Origin of the sequence: Plesiocystis pacifica SIR-1, from assembly GCF_000170895.1 — a bacterium.
GTDB lineage: Bacteria > Myxococcota_A > Polyangia > Nannocystales > Nannocystaceae > Plesiocystis > Plesiocystis pacifica.
In genome coordinates this window covers 56,527-74,413 of record NZ_ABCS01000025.1, presented here as the reverse complement: position 1 = coordinate 74,413, position 17,887 = coordinate 56,527, and the positions used below count along the sequence as shown (strand labels likewise).

At 71.2% G+C, this 17,887-nt stretch carries 18 protein-coding genes; 6 read left to right on the top strand and 12 right to left on the bottom strand.

Annotation, left to right across the window (positions count from 1 at the left end):
- Nucleotide 1: 1 nt before the first annotated feature.
- Nucleotides 2-1,381, bottom strand: coding sequence for a hypothetical protein (locus tag PPSIR1_RS15205; RefSeq protein WP_006971968.1), 1,380 nt, complete (start codon nt 1,379-1,381; stop codon nt 2-4).
- On the bottom strand, nt 1,378-2,037 hold the full coding sequence (locus PPSIR1_RS15200; RefSeq protein WP_006971967.1) for a CDGSH iron-sulfur domain-containing protein: 660 nt from the start codon (nt 2,035-2,037) through the stop codon (nt 1,378-1,380). Before PPSIR1_RS15200 ends, PPSIR1_RS15205 begins: the two co-directional genes overlap by 4 nt.
- A 74-nt stretch (nt 2,038-2,111) precedes the next feature.
- Here PPSIR1_RS15200 and PPSIR1_RS49310 point away from each other — a divergent pair, with 74 nt between their 5' ends.
- A complete protein-coding gene (locus PPSIR1_RS49310; protein WP_198154517.1) occupies nt 2,112-3,068 on the top strand; it encodes a lipocalin/fatty acid-binding family protein in 957 nt (318 codons plus the stop codon).
- A 27-nt stretch (nt 3,069-3,095) separates the two neighbouring features.
- On the opposite strand, the gene PPSIR1_RS15190 is transcribed toward PPSIR1_RS49310, so the two are convergent.
- A complete protein-coding gene (locus PPSIR1_RS15190; RefSeq protein WP_006971965.1) occupies nt 3,096-5,069 on the bottom strand; it encodes a hypothetical protein in 1,974 nt (657 codons plus the stop codon).
- Between the two features lie 25 nt (nt 5,070-5,094).
- Nucleotides 5,095-5,946 (bottom strand): UbiA family prenyltransferase, encoded by an 852-nt coding sequence (locus tag PPSIR1_RS15185; protein WP_157595576.1) that lies wholly within the window; start codon nt 5,944-5,946, stop codon nt 5,095-5,097.
- Nucleotides 5,947-6,206: 260 nt separating this feature from the next.
- On the opposite strand from PPSIR1_RS15185, the gene PPSIR1_RS15180 reads away from it, so the two are divergent.
- Both PPSIR1_RS15180 and PPSIR1_RS15175 read left to right on the top strand, forming a co-directional pair.
- Complete coding sequence (locus tag PPSIR1_RS15180) at nt 6,207-7,214, top strand: coiled-coil domain-containing protein (protein WP_006971963.1); 1,008 nt, start codon at nt 6,207-6,209, stop codon at nt 7,212-7,214.
- A 2-nt stretch (nt 7,215-7,216) separates the two neighbouring features.
- The gene (locus PPSIR1_RS15175; RefSeq protein WP_006971962.1) at nt 7,217-7,867 is read left to right on the top strand and encodes a signal peptidase II; all 651 of its coding nucleotides are present in this window, start codon (nt 7,217-7,219) and stop codon (nt 7,865-7,867) included.
- Here the strand turns inward: PPSIR1_RS15175 and PPSIR1_RS15170 are convergent.
- Nucleotides 7,855-8,334: a SixA phosphatase family protein gene (locus tag PPSIR1_RS15170; protein ID WP_006971961.1), complete on the bottom strand. Its 480-nt coding sequence runs from the start codon at nt 8,332-8,334 to the stop codon at nt 7,855-7,857. The genes PPSIR1_RS15175 and PPSIR1_RS15170 overlap by 13 nt on opposite strands.
- 148 nt (nt 8,335-8,482) lie before the next feature.
- Between PPSIR1_RS15170 and PPSIR1_RS15165 the strand changes: the two genes are divergently transcribed.
- Nucleotides 8,483-9,256 carry a signal peptidase II gene (locus PPSIR1_RS15165; protein ID WP_006971960.1) on the top strand — a complete coding sequence of 258 codons (774 nt, stop codon included), beginning with the start codon at nt 8,483-8,485 and terminating at the stop codon, nt 9,254-9,256.
- Between the two features lie 9 nt (nt 9,257-9,265).
- Here the strand turns inward: PPSIR1_RS15165 and PPSIR1_RS15160 are convergent, their stop codons facing one another.
- A complete protein-coding gene (locus PPSIR1_RS15160; RefSeq protein ID WP_157595575.1) occupies nt 9,266-10,402 on the bottom strand; it encodes a YncE family protein in 1,137 nt (378 codons plus the stop codon).
- A gap of 122 nt (nt 10,403-10,524) precedes the next feature.
- On the opposite strand from PPSIR1_RS15160, the gene PPSIR1_RS42765 reads away from it, so the two are divergent.
- Nucleotides 10,525-11,919 (top strand): hypothetical protein, encoded by a 1,395-nt coding sequence (locus tag PPSIR1_RS42765; protein WP_006971958.1) that lies wholly within the window; start codon nt 10,525-10,527, stop codon nt 11,917-11,919.
- Between the two features lie 108 nt (nt 11,920-12,027).
- Nucleotides 12,028-12,669: a hypothetical protein gene (locus PPSIR1_RS42760; protein WP_006971957.1), complete on the top strand. Its 642-nt coding sequence runs from the start codon at nt 12,028-12,030 to the stop codon at nt 12,667-12,669.
- A gap of 38 nt (nt 12,670-12,707) precedes the next feature.
- Here PPSIR1_RS42760 and PPSIR1_RS51225 read toward each other — a convergent pair whose 3' ends face one another.
- The 6 genes from PPSIR1_RS51225 to PPSIR1_RS15125 form a co-directional block, all read right to left on the bottom strand.
- Entirely contained in the window at nt 12,708-12,884 is a 177-nt protein-coding gene (locus PPSIR1_RS51225; protein ID WP_006971956.1) for a hypothetical protein, read from the bottom strand.
- 320 nt (nt 12,885-13,204) lie between these two features.
- Nucleotides 13,205-13,522: a polyhydroxyalkanoic acid system family protein gene (locus PPSIR1_RS15145; RefSeq protein WP_006971955.1), complete on the bottom strand. Its 318-nt coding sequence runs from the start codon at nt 13,520-13,522 to the stop codon at nt 13,205-13,207.
- A 63-nt stretch (nt 13,523-13,585) separates the two neighbouring features.
- Complete coding sequence (locus PPSIR1_RS15140) at nt 13,586-14,803, bottom strand: chorismate-binding protein (RefSeq protein WP_006971954.1); 1,218 nt, start codon at nt 14,801-14,803, stop codon at nt 13,586-13,588.
- A complete protein-coding gene (gene pgsA, locus PPSIR1_RS15135) occupies nt 14,800-15,525 on the bottom strand; it encodes a CDP-diacylglycerol--glycerol-3-phosphate 3-phosphatidyltransferase (RefSeq protein ID WP_006971953.1) in 726 nt (241 codons plus the stop codon). Before pgsA ends, PPSIR1_RS15140 begins: the two co-directional genes overlap by 4 nt.
- 6 nt (nt 15,526-15,531) lie before the next feature.
- The gene (locus PPSIR1_RS15130; protein WP_006971952.1) at nt 15,532-16,329 is read right to left on the bottom strand and encodes an AIM24 family protein; all 798 of its coding nucleotides are present in this window, start codon (nt 16,327-16,329) and stop codon (nt 15,532-15,534) included.
- A 23-nt stretch (nt 16,330-16,352) separates the two neighbouring features.
- On the bottom strand, nt 16,353-17,795 hold the full coding sequence (locus PPSIR1_RS15125; protein ID WP_006971951.1) for a monooxygenase: 1,443 nt from the start codon (nt 17,793-17,795) through the stop codon (nt 16,353-16,355).
- Nucleotides 17,796-17,887: the final 92 nt, after the last annotated feature.

The window sequence follows — 17,887 nt, the reverse complement described above, 5'->3', positions numbered from 1 at the left end:
TTCAGTTTTGCACGGAGCTGTCCCGACCCCGCCCCGGGTCGAGCGCGTCTTCGATCATCTGCAGCAACGGCCGAGTCCGATAGCGAAAGTCCTCGCCTCGGGCAGCGAAGCGTTCGAGCCGCGCCCGGGTCGCGTCGCTGGGCGCGGTCTCGTGCTCCGCGAGGGCCAGGGCCGCCTGTGCGGCGATCTGGAGGCTCCGGGCGCGGCGGCTGTCCTCGTCGAGGGCGCCCGCGACCAGAGCCTCGCGCACGGCGAGCATGTCCCCGCGCCCGGCCTCCCGGTCACCGGCGCGCCAGCGGGCCAGGCCACGCTCGAGCCGAGCGGCCAGCGTCGTGCCCTCCAGGCCCTCGTCCTCCTCCGCGAGGCGCTCGAGCAGCTCGAAGGCCTCGCTCGTGAACGCGACCGCGCCCGCCGTCGACCACCCGCACACCCAGCCGCGGTAGAGCGTGGCCTGGGCGTAGCCGAGGGACTCGGGGCCGAGGGCGACTCGGGCCCAGTCTCGCGCGAGCTCGAGGTCCTCGCTGGCCTGCCGACAGCGCCCGAGCTCGCTGGCCGCGACGGCGGCGTAGCGGGCAAAGCTCAGGCGCAAGTTCGCAGGGCAGGCCTCGGCGCCCGCGTCGAGGCACGCGCTCCCCCCCGCTTCGGCGATCGTCTCGGCGTCCATGAAGCGCCCCTCGAGCAAGCGCGCGAAGGCCAGGCGCGCCTGGGCCTCGAGGGTGCTCGGGTGCGCCGGGCCGCGCAGCTCGACGAGCGCCCGGTAGCCCGCGTCGAGCTCCCTCGCCGCAGCGCTCGCGCTCCCCTCCTCCTCGGCCTCGAGCAGGGCCCGGCCGAGCGCGACCTGGGCTTGCCCCTGCCCCACCCCGAGCGCCTCGAGACCCTGGGGCGTCGACGCCCACCGCCAGCCGAGGCCGCCCAGCGCTCCGAGCACGAGAACACCGACGCCCACGCCGAGCGCCCCGGTCCACCGACGCCGGGCTCGAAGCGGCGCCGCGAGGGCGCGGGCGAGCTCGGCCATGGACGCGTGGCGTTGGCTCGGCGCCCGAGCCAGGCCTCGGGCGAGGGCGAAGCGCAGCGCCTCGGGCAGCGCCGCGTCGGTGAAGGGCTCGAGCTCGCCGCTGGCCTTGGCCTCGGCGCTGGCGAACGCGTCCCGCCCCTCGAGGGCGCGCCACAGCGCGCTCGACAGGCAATACTGCGCGGCCTGATCCGCTTCGACGCGCGCGCCTGGCCAGCCCTCCGGGGGCCGGTCGCGCGCAGGCTCGACGCGAGCGCCCAGCGCAGCCACGAGGGCGCCCTCAGACAGCGGATGATCTCGGCTCGCCGCGAGGGCCTCGGCGACCGCCACGAAGGCGCCGAGGGTCCGCCGCCACGACGCCCCGCTCACTCGGCGGTGAAGCCTGCGGCCTTGTGGGCGCCGTCGCAAAAGGGCTTGTTCTTCGACGCTCCGCAGCGACACAGCGCCGCCCGGGTGCCCTGCCAAGCCTGGCGCCCGGAGCCCGTCAAGATCGTGAAGCTGCCGTTGACGAGCAGCGGACCGTTGGGCGCGCGCTTGACCTCGAGGGTCCCGCCGGCGTCGACCTCGGCGTCGCCGCTGGCCCCGACCGCGCCCTGGTCGTGGAAGGGGATGTCGCGGTGGCTGTTGTCGCAAAAGGGCTTTTGCTTCGACGCGCCGCAGCGACACAGCGCCGCCCGGTAGCGCACGCCGCCCATGTCCTCGGCGGCGCCGTCGATGTTGAGATCGCCGCTGAAGTAGAGCGGGCCGTCGTTGGCGACGAGCACCGTGTTGGTGCTGGCCGCGACCTCGGTCGGCCCGTTGTCCTTGCGGATGTAGGTCAGCGCGCCGGTCGGGCAGCGCTCGCACACCTCGGCGACGTCCTGGGCCGAAGCGGCCATGTCGGGTTGGCACCAGGGATTGCGACCGCCGACGAACAAGTCCCCGACGGCGCGTCCACACTCGCCGACGTGAATGCACAGCCGCTTGTCCCACTGGACGTCGACTTGATCGCCCGGGTACTCGTAGATGTTCTTTTCATCGGTCACCAGGTGATCGTCTCAGAAACTGGGTCCAAAGTGGAAGCAGTCCACCCAGGCAGGCCCAGTGTTACAATGTTCCGATGCTCTGGCGCCCCAGGTTCGACCAATTTCGCGTGACGACCCTGGCCGCGCTGGTGCTCCTCATCGGCGCGAGCTCGGCCTGCAAGGACGGAGACGAACCCCCGCCCGCGGCCGACCCCATGGACGACGCCTGGCTCGACGCCATCGAAGACGGCGACGAGGGAACAGTCCCCGAGGCCGAGCCCAAAACCGAGGTCGAGCCCAGCCCAACGCCGACCGCCCCGGCGGCCCCCGAGGCCGTGGCCGCAGCCGAGACTGGCGGCCTGGGTGAGACCGGCGAAGCTCAAGCGCCGGCTCCCGAGGCTGCTCCCGCGCGGACCGAGGCCGGCACGAAGCTCGCCGCGAACACGCCCCGCTCTCAACCGAGCGCCGGCTCGGCTCCGAGCCCGAGCGCCGAGGCTACGCCCACGCCCGAGGCCGCGCCAACGCCCGAGCCCACTCCCGAGGCCGCGCCAACTCCCGCGCCCGAGCCCGAGCCCCCCGCCGGCCCGCCCCCCCTGACCCTCGCCGACTTTGGCGGGACCTACGGCTACGTCGGCGGCCAAAAGCAGCGCGACGACTTGGCCGCGTCCATCGAGAAGGCCGTCGAGTCCCTCAACGTCGCGATCCGCGGCATCGGCCGCAAGCGCCTGACCAAGACCAACCCCATCGACTCCTGGGTCGAGCTGACCGTCACCGGCGACAAGGTCCGCACGCGCTTCGCCAGCACCTTCGACGCGACCTGCGTCGTCGACGGCGGGGCTTGCTACTGGACCAACAAAAAGGGCGTCAAGCACACGGTCAAGGTCCGCCGCAAGGGCAACAAGCTGATCCAGACCATCGTCGGCGAGGACGGGACCAAGACCTCGGTGTTCGTGATCTCCGAGGACCGCAAGCGCCTGACCGTGCACCACAAGATCACGGCGAGCCGGCTGAAGAACCCGATGACCTACCGGCTCAGCTACAAGCGCAAGTAGGCCAAAGCGGCACCAAGACCGCCCCCGTCAGGGCATCTCGTAGCTATTGCTGATCTCGAAGTCCGCGGGGTGCGGCGCGGGCACGCGGATGAAGCCGACCACGTCGACCTCGTCGATGGGCTCGCGCTCGATGCTGCACTCGGGCTCGCACACCAGGCTCTCGAGCCAGTGAAAGCGCAGCACCACGTCGGCCTCGGGGTCGCTGCCGCGCACCTTCAGGTGGTTGGTCCGCGCCTCGACCCGGCCGCCGCCCTCGGCGACGAGGTTGACCGCGACCGCGCCCTCTTTGACGCGGAAGATGCGGTGCCAGCCAAAGTTGGCGACGAGCTCGAGCATGGGGTTGGGCTCGCCGAGGTAGGCGTCGGGGCGGGTGACCACGACGTAGCGCACGGCGTAGGTCTCGAAGTAGTCGGCCAGCGCGGCCTGATCCTCGAGCACGCCGTCGGGGTAGCGGCGGTAAAAATTCGAGTAGGAGTGCTGGAGGTTGCGGACCGTGAAGCCGCCGAGGACCTGGGCGTCGGTGCGCCAGGCCAGCTCGTCGCCCAGCGGCGCGTTCTCGACGAGCACCCGCCCCTGGCCGTCGTCGTGGGCGTCGATCCAGTCGCACACCAGGCGGTCTTGGACGGCCTCGCCGTAGCGCAAGGTCGCGTGGAAGGCGAAGCCCGTGCCGGTGATCCCCGGGGTCTCGCCGTTGGACAGGGTCTCGAGGCGCGGCTGGAGCTCGGGCATGAAGTAGACCACGTCGGCCCCGAGGTGCTGCAGGGCCGGGACCGCGAGCACCCCGGCGAGCACCTTCTCGCGCCCGCTCCACTCCCCCGCGCGCAGGCTCTCGAAGCCGCGCACGGCGAGCTCGGCCGCCGGCATCGCGGCCAAAAAGCCCAGCGAGACCACGAAGCGGTAGGGCTGGATCTGCGCCGTCAGGCTCAGGTAGCTGCCGCAGTAGCTGAGCAGGGCGTAGCTGCCCAGGGCCACGGCGAACAGCCCAAAGCGCCGGTCCTCCTGCTTGCGCCAGCGCCACAGCTGGACCCCGGCGGCCGCGACGAAGAGCAGGCGAAAGCCCGTGCGCACGCTGATGAAGCCGGAGGTCTCGGGGTCGAGCAGGGTGCCGAAGAAGTCGGCGACGAGGAAGTCGAGGCCGGCCTGGCCGTAGTAGGCCGAGTCGAGGATGTAGTGCCAAAAGTCGAACGCGACCCGCAGCCACCACAGGTTCACGGCGATGGCGAACAGCGCGACGCCGACGACCATCGCGTGGTGCTTGCCCTCGAGCTCCCGGGCGTCCCGCAGCCACAGGAAGATCATCGGCGGGGCGAGCATGAAGAAGGTGTAGGGGTGCACGAGCAGGCACAGGCCCAGGCTCAGCCCCGAGGCGAGCGCCTGCCACACCCGCCGCTCCTCGACGAAGCGGTAGAACAGCCCCAGGGGCAGCAGGAACAGGTAGCCGGCGAAGTCGTACTCGACCATCCCGATCCACCAGCACCAGTGCACGAAGGAGTCGAAGAACCAAAACGCGCTCGCGCCCGCGGCCGCGACCAGGGCCGGCCAGCGCGTGAATCGAAGCAGCCGCGCGGCGGCGAACACCACCACCGGGACCAGCAGGTGCGCCACCACCAAGAACGAATTCCACGCGGCGCCCAGGCTCCACCCGAGCTTGCGGACGCCGACGTAGGTCCACAGCGCCCAGGCCTTGTTGTCGGCGTCGAAGATGGTCCCGGTCGGGAAGCCCGCGAGCAGGCTGACGTCGTAGGCCCAGGTCTCGCCGGCCTCGACCATGCCCTCGAACACCCGCTTGGCCTGGGCCAGGTGGACCGAGAGATCGCCGCGGGCGATGGGGTCCTCGCTGAGCACCAGCTCCGGCGGGATGTAGTGCCACATCAGGGCGAGGTGGACGAGGGCGACCGCGAGGGCCGCGAGGGCGAAGGTCAGGTGAGCGCGCGGCTTGGGCCCCGGCTCCGGGCTGGTCCCCGGCGCGCCCTCTTCCTGCGTCGTGTCCCCCTCCGACATCGGCCGAGATGGTAGGCGGGAAGGCTCAGCCGCCAAAGCGAGCGTCGACGGGAATCTGCAGCCACAGGCCCTGGGTGTGCCCGAGGAAGTAGACCGTCGCGCACTCGACCAGGAAGGCCAGGCCCAGGAGCAGGCGGACGCGGTTCCAGTAGCGCGGGGTGTCGTCGCCGAAGGGCACGAACACGCCGCCGATCGCCATGACGCCGGCCACCGGCGAGAGGAACAGGGCCGCGAAGCTGCCCGCCAACAGCAGCGCCCCACGGATCAGCCGCTTGGTCGCCCCCTCGCCCACGAGCACCGCCGTGGTCCGGGCGTCGTGGGCCGCGTCCTCCTCGCGGTCGCGCAGGACCTGGATGGACTCGAACACCATGGAGCACAGCCCCAGCTGCGCCACGAGCAGCCAGCCGACGATGTGGTCGAGGGGGAAGCCGATCAGCGGCATCGACACCCCCCACAGCGTCATGGCGACGACGTCGAGGCCCGGGACGCGCTTGAGCCTGTAGGAGTAGGCCCAGCAGATGCCGCCGCCGAGGATGAGCCCGACCAGCAGTTCGGCCTTCCAGATCACCGCCATGGCGACCAGCACCCCCAGCAGCCCGAGCTGGGCGTTCAGGGCCGCGCGCACGTTGGTGTGCAGGAACTGGGTTTTCTCCTCGTCCCGCGAGCTCGAGTCGAGGTCGTCGCCGAGGTCGTGGAAGTCGTTGTTGAGGTAGACCAGCAGGTTGAGCAGCAGGCCAAAGGCGAAGCGCCCGCCAAGCTCGCCGGCGGGGAGCCGGAAGGTCAGCATCAGGGCCACCGCGGCGACGAGGTTGGCCATCTCGAGGCGCGCCAGGCGAAAGCGCGCGACGTCGACGATGATCTTCAGGGCGGGGGGCACCTTCGGCACATTGTCACACAAGGCTCCCAAGCGTGCACTCGCGCACAGCCCGGTGCGCCAACGCACGGACTCGGGGCAGGGAACTCTCGCGGATAGGGGGCGTATGCGAGACCGGCGCAGGAATGCCACCGCCGATCGCCCAGTCCCCGAGCGGTCGGCCAACGAAAGCTCTGCGCCCCGTCCCCTTGCGCTCGCGCCTGACCGACTTACATGGCTTCCATCGCGTGGCTTTGCGGCGCGGTGGCCCACCCCGAGGCTCCATGGACCCATCGATCACCTCCACCGTCGTCGACGCGCTGCCGAGCGGCGGGTCCAAGGACTCCCGAGTCGACCTCTCCGAGCTGCAGCGCGAGCTCGAGGCCGTCGCCGCCGAGGCGCTGGACGCCCGAATGCGCGGCATCGACCTCGTGACGGCCGTTCACGACGACGAGGGCTTCCCCCAGCTGGCCCAGTTTCACCGCGAGCTGCGCGACGCCCTGCTCGTCGAGATCCCCAAGGATCTCCAGCCCTGGGTCGCGGCCATCGCCGGCGACGAGGCCCGGGAGCGCCTCGCGCCCAAGGCCAACGCGCGCAAGGCCAAGGCCCTGGCCAAGCTCGACGAGCAACGCGGGGCGCTGACCGAGCGCCTGTCCATGCTCCACGACGATCTCTTCATGCGGGCGCACACCGACCCCGAGGACGCGGGCGACGGTGACGCCCAGCTCCAGTCGGCGCTGTCCGAGCTGCTCGTGTTCGAGGCCGTGCGGCTCCAGCTCCTGGTCACCGTGTGGAGCTCGACGGACTTCGAGTCCCTCGGCGGGGACGAGCGCGCCATCGACCACATCGCCTGGGCCGAGGTCGAGGCCCTGATCGCCGAGCCGGCGATGACCGACGAGGCCGTCCGCCCGCTCCCGGTGATGGTCGCCGCTAGCAACCTGGCCCTGGTCAAGGACGCGGCCGAGCGCGTCGAGGCCCTGCGCCTGGTCAGCGAAGATCAGCGCGAGACCCTGCGCATGCGCGCGCGCCTGCGGGCGGCCCTCCGCGAGCTCCGCCTGCCCGAGTCCGTGCTCCTCGAGAACGCCCTCGCCGGGCTCCTCGGTGAAGACCGCCTCGAGCTGACCGAGCTCCAAGAGCAGCGCGCCATGGCCCTCGAGGGTCTGTCCCGCCAGGCCATGGACCAGCGCGTGTCTCGGGGCCGCCGGGCCCTCCGCCAGCCGCCCGAGAAGTGGCCGAGCCGGCGCAAGCCCGCGCTCTTCGACCTGCTCCGCTCCGCTCCGTCCGAGGACTGAGCTTGCCCTCGAGCAATGCCGAGGCCGAGGCCCGCCGCGGCTGGTGGTGGGGACCGACCGCCGTCGCCTCGCTGTGCCTGCTCGCCGATCAGCTGAGCAAGCAGTGGGCGTGGACGCGGCTGCGCGGCCAGCCGCCCCTGGTCCTGCGCCCCCAGGCCCTCGAGCTCGACTACGCCTTCAACACCGGATCGGCCTTCAGCCTGCTCGCCGACAGCCCCATGGCCCGGCCGGTGCTCATCGCCCTGAGCCTGGTGACGGCGGCGGCCATGGTCGCGCTGATTCGTCGGCTCCAGATCCAGCACGCCGCGGGCACGCGCGGCGCCCTCGTCGGCGCCCTGGGCCTGGCGCTGGTCCTCGGCGGGGCCCTCGGCAACCTCGTCGATCGCCTGGTCCGGGTCGACGACGTGCCCGTGCTGATCGCCAAGGAGCTGCCCTGGTGGATCGTCCGCGATCACCCCCTGCGCCTGGCCGAGGCCACCTTGCACGGGCGCCCCCACGTCGCCGTGCCCCACCGCGGCGTCGTCGACTTCATCGTCGTCTACCTCTCGCCGACGCTGAAGTGGCCGTCCTTCAACGTCGCCGACCTCGGCATCGTCGCCGGCCTCGCCGTGTTCGCGCTGTCCCTGGCGCTGCGCCGCCGTCAGCAGAACTGACCGTTGAAGCGCCAGCAAAGCTGCTGGCGCGCCGTCGACTGCGAGGGCGAGAACAGCTCGATGCGGTAGGCCTCGGCCGTGGCCAGGCCGCCGACGCGCAGGCCCAGCAAGGTCCCCGCCAGATCCGCCATGTAGGGCATGTGGCCGACGACCAGCACGTCCGTGTCGCCGTTGACCATCGGCCCGATCGCCCCGAGCACCGACTGGATCGTGCTCCCCGGGTAGAGGTCGTCGCGGGCCTCGACGGCCCCGGAGAAGGGCAGCGAGGCCAGGATGAGCTCCGTGGTCTGCACCGCGCGAACCAGCGGGCTGGTCCACACCAGGGTCGGCGCGACCTTGCGCTCGGCGAGCGCGCGCCCCGTTCGCCTCGCCTGCTCCCGGCCCTTCGGCGACAGGCAACGACCCGAGTCGCCGAGGCTGTTGGTGGAGGCGCGCGCGTCACCGTGGCGGACGAGGGTCAAGAACATGAGTGGTTGCGAGCATACGCCAAGGCGGATGTCCCATGGCTCCAGTTCACAGCCCGCCAACGCGCGTTGTTTCGCCGCAGGCGGCATTGCGCCTCATGCGCGCTCGCATGGCGCGCGTTGGCGGACTGAGGTAGGCTCCGCGCCACCCATGAGCGCGACCAGCAACTCCGGCGAGCCGCCCCGCATCAACCGCCTCATCCTCGTGGGTGTGGTGTTCGCCCTGGCCCTCGCTCTGGATCTGTGGAGCAAGGCCTGGGTCTGGGAGAACCTCCGCGAGGACGGCCTCAACACCGTGGTCTGCTCGCTCTCGGAGGCCTTTGGCGGCGACGAGACCTGCAAGTCCGTCGAGGTCGTCCCGGGCATCTTCTTCTTCAAGTACGGCTTCAACACCGGCGCCGCGTTCAGCTTCCTGCGCGACGCCACCTGGGCCCGGACCTTCTTCATCACGGTCACCTTCGCGGCGCTCGCCTACATGGGCTACCTCGCCTCGCAGATGCCGACCAAGCGCGCCTACGGCTTCGTCGCCGTCGGGCTCATCGCCGCGGGCGCGGCCGGCAACCTGCACGACCGCTTCGTCCGCGTCGACACGGTCTGGGACAAGGCCGCGGGCGCCTTCGTCGAGAAGCACGGCGTCGTCGACTTCCTCCAGTTCTACTACCCGTGGAACCCCGAGAAGTACTGGCCGATCTTCAACGTCGCCGACAGCGCGCTGGTCTGCGGCGTGTTCTTGCTGCTGATCTACCTGCACTTCCACGGGGCCGAGATGGAGGGCGCCGAGGAGTCCGAGGGCGAGGACGCCCAGGCCGAAGCCGACGGCGAGCCCAAGTCCAAAGGTCCGGTCAACGCCGACGGCGAGCCCGTCGACCCCGAGGCCCTGGCGACCGCCGACGACAACCCCAAGGTCCCCGCGGACGTCGCCTGACGCGAGCCCTCAGGGCCCGTCGAAGACCAGCAGCTCGTTGCCCTGCCAGTTGGTCGCGTAGACCCGCAGCGGCTCGTCGCAGGATCGGGGCTCCACGGCCACGCCGACGATCTGCTCGACCCCCGGGACCGCGTGCTCGTGGACGACCCGAGCGACGGTGTCGATGACCGAGACCGTCCCGCCCGTGAAGTTGGCGACGGCGATGAAGCGCCCGTCGAGGCTCGCCGAGATGGTCCGCGGGTTGTCGCCCACCGCCGCGCTGTCGAGCTCCTCGCCGGTCTCGGGGTCGTAGGTTGCGACCCGGTCCTCGCCAGAGCAGCTGACGATCAGCGCGTCGCGCCCGGGGCTCCAGATCACGTGGCGCGGGTACTCGCACACCGGCATCACCCGCAGCTCTTCGATTTCGTCGTAGCCCGACTTCTTGGGCACGAACTCGAGCACGTGGATCTGGTGGCTGTACATCGCGTTGACGTAGACCCGCCCCTGCTCGTCGACGACCATCCCCCGCGGGTGGTGGCCGACGCGGAAGTGGTCCACCGCCTTGCGCCGGCGCCGGTCCACGGCCGTGACCGAGTGGGCCGACCAATTCGCCACCCACAGCAGGCGCTCGTCGGGGGACAGGGCCATGACCTTGGGGTTGATGCCCACGGAGTAGGTGTGGCGCGCCCGCATGGTCTTGGCGTCCGCCTCGATGACCTTCGCCCCGGAGAAGCTCGACACGAACATGCGCGAGCCATCGGCCGAGAACAGGGTCTCCACCGCGTTGCCGTCGAAGCCCATGCGGCCCGCTCGCTCGAGCCCCGCCGTGGTCCACCGCCACAGGTTGTCGTGGCCCTGGTAGCCAAAGTTGGCCACGACCACGTGGGCGCCGTCGGGGCTGACCTCGACGGACTTGGGCAGGCTGCCCGTGGAGATCCGGGCGCTGAGCTCGAGCATGGGCGGGGCCACGCGGTAGTCGGACCGTTTGCGGCGCTTGGCCCGACCGCGGCCCTCTTCCTCGGCCCAGGGCGCCGCGCTGGTGTCCGCCCACGCCAGCTCGCTGCCCGCGGGATCCGGCTCGCTGGGGGTCACCGCGGGCTCCGGCCCCGAGCAAGCCACGGCCAGGCTCGCCAGGGTGAGGATGCGGGAAATTCGAGGCGCGCCCACGGTCGCCGGAGTGTGCCACAGCCCCAGGAAATCCCCGATTGAGTGCGCCCAGCCAGGCTCGATCGCGCGCTGGCGAAAACTCGGCGTCCGGGCCCGGACCGGCGCTGGGCTAGGCTCACCCCATGCGCCGCTGTGCGATCGATCGCCTCCGTCGACACCTCCTGAGCAGCCTCGGCCTCGCCCTCCCCTTGCTGGCCGCAGGCTGCGGCGACTCGGGGACGAACGACGAAGGCGCCGGCGTGACCACCAACCCAGACGAGGGCGCCGATCTCGGGGACGAGGCCGAGCAGAGCGAGGACGACCAGGGCGACGCGGTCGACGAGGAGTCCATGGACAGCTCGACGGGCTCCGAGTCCTCCGACTCGGAGAGCTCGGGCGAGGACACCTCGACGTCTTCGAGCGAAGACAGCTCGAGCTCGACCACGGGCGGCGAGGGCTGCGAGGTGTCCTTCGAGAGCTTCGGCCTGCCCAACGGCTCCTGGCCCGAGTGCGCGCTCGAGGAGTGGGGTCCCTTTGGCTGCCCCAACGAGTTCTACCTCGCCTGCGTCCCCCTCGAAGGCGCCGACAGCTGCGACGAGCTGTGCCCCGAGGGCGTGTGCGAGGCCTGCGTCGACCACCCCATCGTGCTCGACGGCATCGGCTCTTGCGGACCCTACGAGCTCGACGGCGAGTGCTGCAGCCTCGTCGCCCTCGAGGACGACTGCGGCGGCGGCATCGAGGGCCGGCCCTTCATCGTCGACGGGCAGCTCCGCTTCGCCAGCGTCCGCGCGGGCGAGTCGACCCGCGCCGCCCCCCTGCCCTCGACCCTCGCCGATCACCTCGCCGACCACTGGACCCGCGTCGCCCGGGCCGAGCACGCCTCCGTGGCCAGCTTTGCCCGCTTCGCGGCGCAGCTGCTGGCCGTCGGCGCGCCGCCCCAGCTGATCCGCGACGCGGCCCGAGCCGCCGTCGACGAGACCCGCCACGCCCGCGCGGCCCTGCGCCTGGCCGCGCGACATCGCGGGCACGACTGCAGCTTCGGCCCCCTCGACGTCCGCCGCAGCCTGGCGCCCTCGAGCTCGGCGCAGCCCCTCGATCGCAGCGAGCTCCTGGTCGCGTTGACCCTCGCGTGCGTCGACGAAGGCTGCGTCGGCGAGACCCTGTCCGCCCTCGAGATGCTGCACGCCGCCGAGACCTGCCGCGACGCTTCCCCCACCCTCGCGCGCTTGCTCGAGGGCATCGCCGCCGACGAGCTGCGCCACGCGACCTTGGCGTGGCGCTTCGTCGCCTGGGCCCTGGACCAGCGCCCCGAGCTGCGCCCCGCCGTCGCCCGCCGCTTCGCCCAGGCCCTCCCCCGCCGCGCGGCCGGCCCCGCGCCCGAGGTCTTGTCCGAGCACGACCAGCAGCTCCTCGCCCACGGCTGCCTGCCCGAGGCCCACCGCGCTCGCCTGCGTCGCCAGGGCCTCGCCGAGCTCATCGAGCCTTGTGCCCAGGCCCTCCTGGCACGCGCCGACACCCGCGGCGCCGCGACCCTCTGAGCCTCGCGCGCTCGGCCCATCACCCCCATCTATCTCTCCAATCGTCGCCCCCATTCGCCATGCGCGGCGATGTGGGCCGCGCTATGCCTGCGTCAGAGGATTCCCTTCATGACCCTGAAACTGACCCTGACCAAACAATCCATGCGCGCCTGCTTCGGCGCCCTCGTGGCCCTCAGCCTCACCGCTTGCCCCAGCGACGACGGAGCCGACGACGACATCGGCGAGACCGCTGGTGAAGAAGAAGAGGAGACCACCACCGAAGAGGAGGAGTCCACCGACACCACCGAGGACGAGACCACCACCGAAGAGGAGGAGTCCACCACCGAAGAGGAGTCCACCACCGAGGAGGAGTCCACCACCGAAGAGGAGGAGTCCACCACCGAGGAGGAGACGACCGAGGAAGAGACCACCGAAGAGGAGACCACCGAAGAAGAGACCGGCATGGGCCTGTCCTTCGAGGGCGACGTCTACCCGGTGATCATGGCCAACTGCAGCTGCCACGTGAACGGCGGCCCCGCTGGCCTCGCCATGCCCGACGCCGGCACCGCCTACGCCAACCTCGTCGACGTCGCCGCCACCCAGGAGCCCGGCACCCCCCGCATCGCCCCCGGCGATCCCAACGGCAGCTACCTCGTCGACAAGATCCAGGGCACCGCCAGCGCTGGCGGCCCCATGCCGCCCGGCGGCTCCCTCAGCAGCATGGACGAGATGCTCATCCTCGACTGGATCGCCGACGGCGCCCAGCCCTGAGCCCTCCACACACCATCCTGCATCCCAAGCGCCCCGCCTCAACGCGGGGCGTTTTCAATTCCAGCCTCCGCCTCCACCCAATAAAGCTGCTTGTGCCCCCGGGCCTCGTACATCGCCGCCAACGCCTCCAACTCCCCCCGCGACCCCGACCGCCGCATCACGAAGCGATTCCCATTGTCATCCTGCCGCCAGAGCACCCAAGACTCGCCCACCAACCCAAGCTAGCAACCGACCCCCACCCAGGCCCGAGCCACGACCCCGCACGATTTTCACCCAACCCAACCCAACCCAACCCAACCCAACCCAACCAAGCCAAGCCGCTCCTCACCCCCGCCAAACCACGCCCCCTCTCGAGGGGGCGATCACATGCCCCCTCGAACCCACGAGCGACCCTGCCCGAGGAGCGCAGCGACGAGAGGACCTGCCACAGGCAGGTCCGCTGCAGCCCCAGTTCCCTGCGCCCGAGGGGGTCCAAAGCAGCCGACCTGCCACAGGCAGGTCCAAAGCAACCCCAGTTCCCTGCGCCCGAGGGGGTTTAAGACAGCTCGCCTTTGCGGGCCTTCTCGATCCAGCTCAAGGCCTCCCGCTCGATCAGCGAGATGGCCTTGCTCTGAAACGGCCGGAACATGAAGGGCACGTCCAGCTCGAGGTCGAGCTGCCGCGGCTTGACCGTCATCGCCCCGTCCAGGCGCTTCCCCATGACCTCGAAGCTGAGCTCGACGCGGTCGTCACGGACCCAGTTGGCCTTGTAGTTGTACTCGGCAAAGCGCTCCCCGTAGGCTTCCGCGGCCTTGCGGGCGGCGAGCTTGGCGAGGTCGAGATCGAGATCGTGGGGAATCTTGTGCGTCTTCACGAGGACTCTCTGCGGTCATCCTAGCAGGTCTGCAGGTGCGTCTATCGCGACGCCCCTCCCCGCTCAGCGACCCCGATCGAAAGCACGCGCCTTGGCCAGGGTCTCGAGGCGCTCGGCCTCGGGATCGCTGTCGGCCACGATGCCCCCGCCGCTGCGCAGCTCGAGCCCGCGCGCGTCGAGCACACCGGTGCGAATCGGAATGCTCACCCGTACCCCGAGTCGGTCGAGGATCATGATCGCGCCGCAGTAGATGCCCCGCGCCTCGCCCTCGAGTTCGTCGATGATCTCGACGCTGCGCCGCTTGGGCGCGCCGGTGATGCTGCCTCCCGGGAACAACGCAGCGAACAGAGCGCGCAGGCTCCAGCCCGGCGCGAGTGCGCAGGACACTTCGCTGACGAGGTGGTGGACCGTCGGCAGCGACACCAGGCTCGGCGCTCGGGGTGCGCGCACGGTCCCGGGTACGGCGAGGCTGCCCAGGTCGTTGCGGACCAGATCGACGATCATCACGTGCTCGGCGCGGTCCTTGGCGCTCGCGCACAGCTCCTCGGCGGCCAGGCGATCGCGCCGGGGATCGGGGTCCCGGGGGCGCGTGCCCTTGATCGGCCACGAGCGCGCGAGGTCGCGGCCGCTCGGGTGCCCGCCCAGGCGCAGGTCGAGGAGGGTCTCGGGCGAGTTGGAGACGATCGCCCGCTCCGAATCGACGAGGATCAGCGCGCCCATGGTCGCGGGCGTGGCCCGGCGCAGGGCGTGGTAGACGGCGGCCACGCGCGCACCAAAGCTGCGCGTGCGCGCGGCCTCGGTCCACGGGGCGAACAGCTTCTGAGAGGCGTTGATCTGGTAGGTGTCCCCGGCGCGGATCGACTCGAGGGCGGCGCGGACCCGGTCGCGGTAGGCCTCGGCCGCGAGCTCGGGGCGCAGGGCCTCGAGGGGCCAGGGCGCGCCAAACTCGACCCCGAGCCCAGAGCCGTCCAGGGGCGTCTGCGAGCGGCACAGGTTCGGGTAGCGGCGCAGGACCAGGTGCGGCAACCCGCTGCTCCGCGGCGCTCGCCCGAGCAGCGCGGCGGCCCCGAGGTCGTAGCTGACCCAACCGATCCAGCCGTGCTCGGGCTGGGCCCGCCAGCTGGCCTCGACCTCGTCGAGGGCCGCGAGGTCATCGGCGACGACGACTCGATCGGGGCGGCGACCGATGGCGCTGCCCGCCTCCGCGCCGCCGTCGAGCCAGCACAGCTCGGGCTCGACCCCGTGGACGACGGCGTCGAGCAGCGCAGCCGGCCCGCTCACGTCGCGCCCTCGCCTCCCTCGGCTGCCACCTCGGCCGCGGTCTCGCCCTCGCCTTCACCGCCCGTGTCGCGCTCGCGCAGCGCCGTGATGAAGCCGCGCGTATAGGTGTAGGCGCTGATCACCGACAGCGCCGCGGACACGTAGAGCAGCAGCATGCCGACCTCGAAGAAGTGGATCACCCCGCCGATCGGCGCGCGGTAGGGGAAGTAGATCAACACCATCGAGATGCCGATGACCTGGAAGCTGGTCTTGGCCTTGCCCCACGCCCCCGCCGAGATCTCCACGCCCTCGTTGATGGCCATGGTCCGCAGCCCCGAGATGTAGAACTCCCGGCCGAGCAAGATGACCACCAGCCACGGCGGGATGCGCCCCTCCGCGACCAGGTAGACCAGCAGGGCCATGACCATGATCTTGTCGGCGAGGGGATCGGCGAACTTGCCGAAGAAGGTCACGAGGCCCTGGCGACGGGCGAGGAAACCATCCAGGAGATCCAGGCCGCCCGCGCTGAGGAACACGAGCATGGCGAGGAAGCCCATGATCGGCTCGGGCCGCCCGACCAGCCACAGCACCGGCGGGATCATGAACATGCGCCCGATGGTGATGAGGTTGGGCGCGTTGAGGATCTCGCGCTTGAAGGCCGCCAGCCCCGGGCGGCGCGCATCGTTCTTGCCCGCGCCAGCGTCCTCGGAGGCGGGCGCTCGCTCCTTTGGCTCCGTGCTCAAGGCGACTCAGCCCTTCTTCTTGCTCGCCTGGGGCTTCGCTTTGGCCTGCGGCGGCTTGCCGGCCTTGGGCGGCACCTTGGGCGGCGGCACGGCGCGCGAGGTCGGCACCTTGGGCGGGACCGCAGGCACGGCGGGGCTGGGGACCGCGATGGGCCCGCTCCGGGCGTCCTCGACGGGGCGAGCGGGGCCCTCGGGCAAGGCCACGAACACCGCGCCCTCGCCCTCGCAGCGCAGGAAGGGGCTGCCGCGCTCGGCCGAGGGCACGACGTTGCCGACCCAGCCGACGAAGCCGTCGTGGTGCACGCGGTGGGGGCGCTCGGGCGAGACCTTGATGGCCACGAGCTCGCCGGACACCCGCAGCGCGACCATGCCCTCACCGGCGACGCGGATCAGGGTGATGTTCGCCCCGCCGCGCGAGCCCGGGAGCATGCCCACGTCCCACATCAAGCTCGCGTCGAGGGCCCAGATGGTCCGCTCGACGAAGAAGCACAGGTCGCGCTCGAGCCTCAGCGGATAAAAGCGCTCGTCCTCGCGGGAGATGATCAGGTAGCCCTCGCCCTCGAGGGAGGCGAGGCGGCGGAACACGTCGGGCACGGCCCGCCCCTGCATGCGCCGATTGAGCGGCCGGATCTCGAGGTTCTCGCTGCACAAGAGCAGCGCGTCCGTACGCGTCATCGTCTCGCCCGCGACGTTGACCAGCAGGTGACCCTCCCGCGTGAGCGAGATCGAGTCGGTCCCGGGCTCGGGAGTCAGCAGGCGACTGAACGCGAAGCTCGTGACGCCGGGGATCTCGGAGGAAGGCACGCGCGGCCAGGTTACCCCGAACCCTACTTGGTGGCCATATACAGGATCCCCAGGCACATCTCGTCCAGGGTCCCGTCGCCCCAACCCACGTCCGCGGGCTCTAGCGGCCCGCCATCGACGATCGGCTGGTTCTCCGGGCTGTTGTCGTACTCGCAGTCGAGGCGCACCGCGTCCCCAGGCCCGAACAGCTGGGGCTCCTCCATGAGGTAGTCGCCCTGCCAGTTGAAGTCCCAGTCCTCGATGTTCAGCAGGCAGGTGTCCTCGCCCCCTTCCTCGAGGGTCAGCTGCGCGCGCGTCCCCAGCATGTGCATGTGCAAGGTCGCCCGCCACACCTCGAGCTCGTCGCTGGGCGACACGCCGAGGTTGGAGGTCAGGTACTGAATGATCGGGTTCTCGCGCGCGAGGGTCACGCCGTGCGTGACCCCGCTCTCTCCAGCCGGGATGGTCATCGGCGTGGCCCCGAGCACCCAGCCGTAGTTGACGATGGGGATGAAGTCACCGCGGCGCTCGACCTCGGGCTGAGTCTGAAAGGCCAGGGAGGTCAGGTCGGGCTGGGGCTCTCCGCCCAGGGCGCTGTAGTGGACCTGGACGATGAGCAAGGAGCCGGGCAGCACCCGCACACCCGTCCCGGCCGGGGCCTCCCAGCGCTCGGCCCCCGGGGCCCAGTCGCCGAGCCAGCGCGCGGACCAGTCGACCTTGCCCGGGCCGCCAAAGCAGCTGTAGCCCGGCCCCGGGTCCTCGTCGTCGAAGGCCTGGTAGGCCGGAGCTTCGTCCGGATCCGCGACGAAGGTGATGACGTGATGCACGAGCTCGGGCTGCCCGGGGAAGACCTCGTGGCCGACGACGAACTGCTCCTCGGTCAGCTCCTCGGGCCAGGGGATCGCAAAGCAGCGGTAGTCGTCGAGCTCGCCGGGCGCGGGGGAGTAGGGCTCGGGCAGCTCGATGATCAGGTCGGGCTCCCAGGGCTCGGGCTCCGGCGGCGGCTCGGGGGCGTCGGCGGGATCGCCCTCGGGGTAGCCGGCGTCGATCCACCCGAGCAGCAGCGCCTCTTGTTCGGCGCTGAGCGAGCGGTCGTGCTGGAAGCTGTTGCAGTCGGCGCTCGGTGGCCACGGGGGCATGGAGCCTGCGACGATCGACTCGCCGAGCAGCGGTGCGAAATTCTCGACCTGCTCCCAGGTCTCGAGGGCGAAGGGAGCGATGGCGCCCGCCTGGTGGCAGCTCACGCAGCGCGCGTCGATGACCGCCTTGGCGTCCTTCCAGTAGGTCAACCCAGCCTCGCCGGTGTCGGTCCCGGTCTCCGTGGTCGTGTCGGCCGAGTCCGTCGCCTCGGTGTCGTCGACGGGCCCGTCCTCTCCGGTGACCTCGCCGTTGCTGCCGACCTCGCCCGACTCCCCGAGCTCGTCGTCGCCCGCCGGAGCGTCCCCGCAGCCCACAGCCAGGGGAACGAGCAGGGCGCACAGCCCCATCCTCATCGAGTGTCCGAGAGCTGCCATCGCGGACCATCATGCCCGAAACGTCGGTTCCGAGGGAGTCAGCGCCCTTGGCGCGAGTCACTCTC

What these genes read in the sequence shown, in the direction of transcription:
- PPSIR1_RS49310 (WP_198154517.1), top strand. Translation starts at nt 2,112, where the DNA reads ATGCTCTGGCGCCCCAGGTTCGACCAATTTCGCGTGACGACCCTGGCC.
- PPSIR1_RS15190 (WP_006971965.1), bottom strand. Translation starts at nt 5,069, where the DNA reads ATGTCGGAGGGGGACACGACGCAGGAAGAGGGCGCGCCGGGGACCAGC.
- PPSIR1_RS15180 (WP_006971963.1), top strand. Translation starts at nt 6,207, where the DNA reads ATGGACCCATCGATCACCTCCACCGTCGTCGACGCGCTGCCGAGCGGC.
- PPSIR1_RS15170 (WP_006971961.1), bottom strand. Translation starts at nt 8,334, where the DNA reads ATGTTCTTGACCCTCGTCCGCCACGGTGACGCGCGCGCCTCCACCAAC.
- PPSIR1_RS15165 (WP_006971960.1), top strand. Translation starts at nt 8,483, where the DNA reads ATGAGCGCGACCAGCAACTCCGGCGAGCCGCCCCGCATCAACCGCCTC.
- PPSIR1_RS42765 (WP_006971958.1), top strand. Translation starts at nt 10,525, where the DNA reads ATGCGCCGCTGTGCGATCGATCGCCTCCGTCGACACCTCCTGAGCAGC.
- PPSIR1_RS42760 (WP_006971957.1), top strand. Translation starts at nt 12,028, where the DNA reads ATGACCCTGAAACTGACCCTGACCAAACAATCCATGCGCGCCTGCTTC.
- PPSIR1_RS15125 (WP_006971951.1), bottom strand. Translation starts at nt 17,795, where the DNA reads ATGGGGCTGTGCGCCCTGCTCGTTCCCCTGGCTGTGGGCTGCGGGGAC.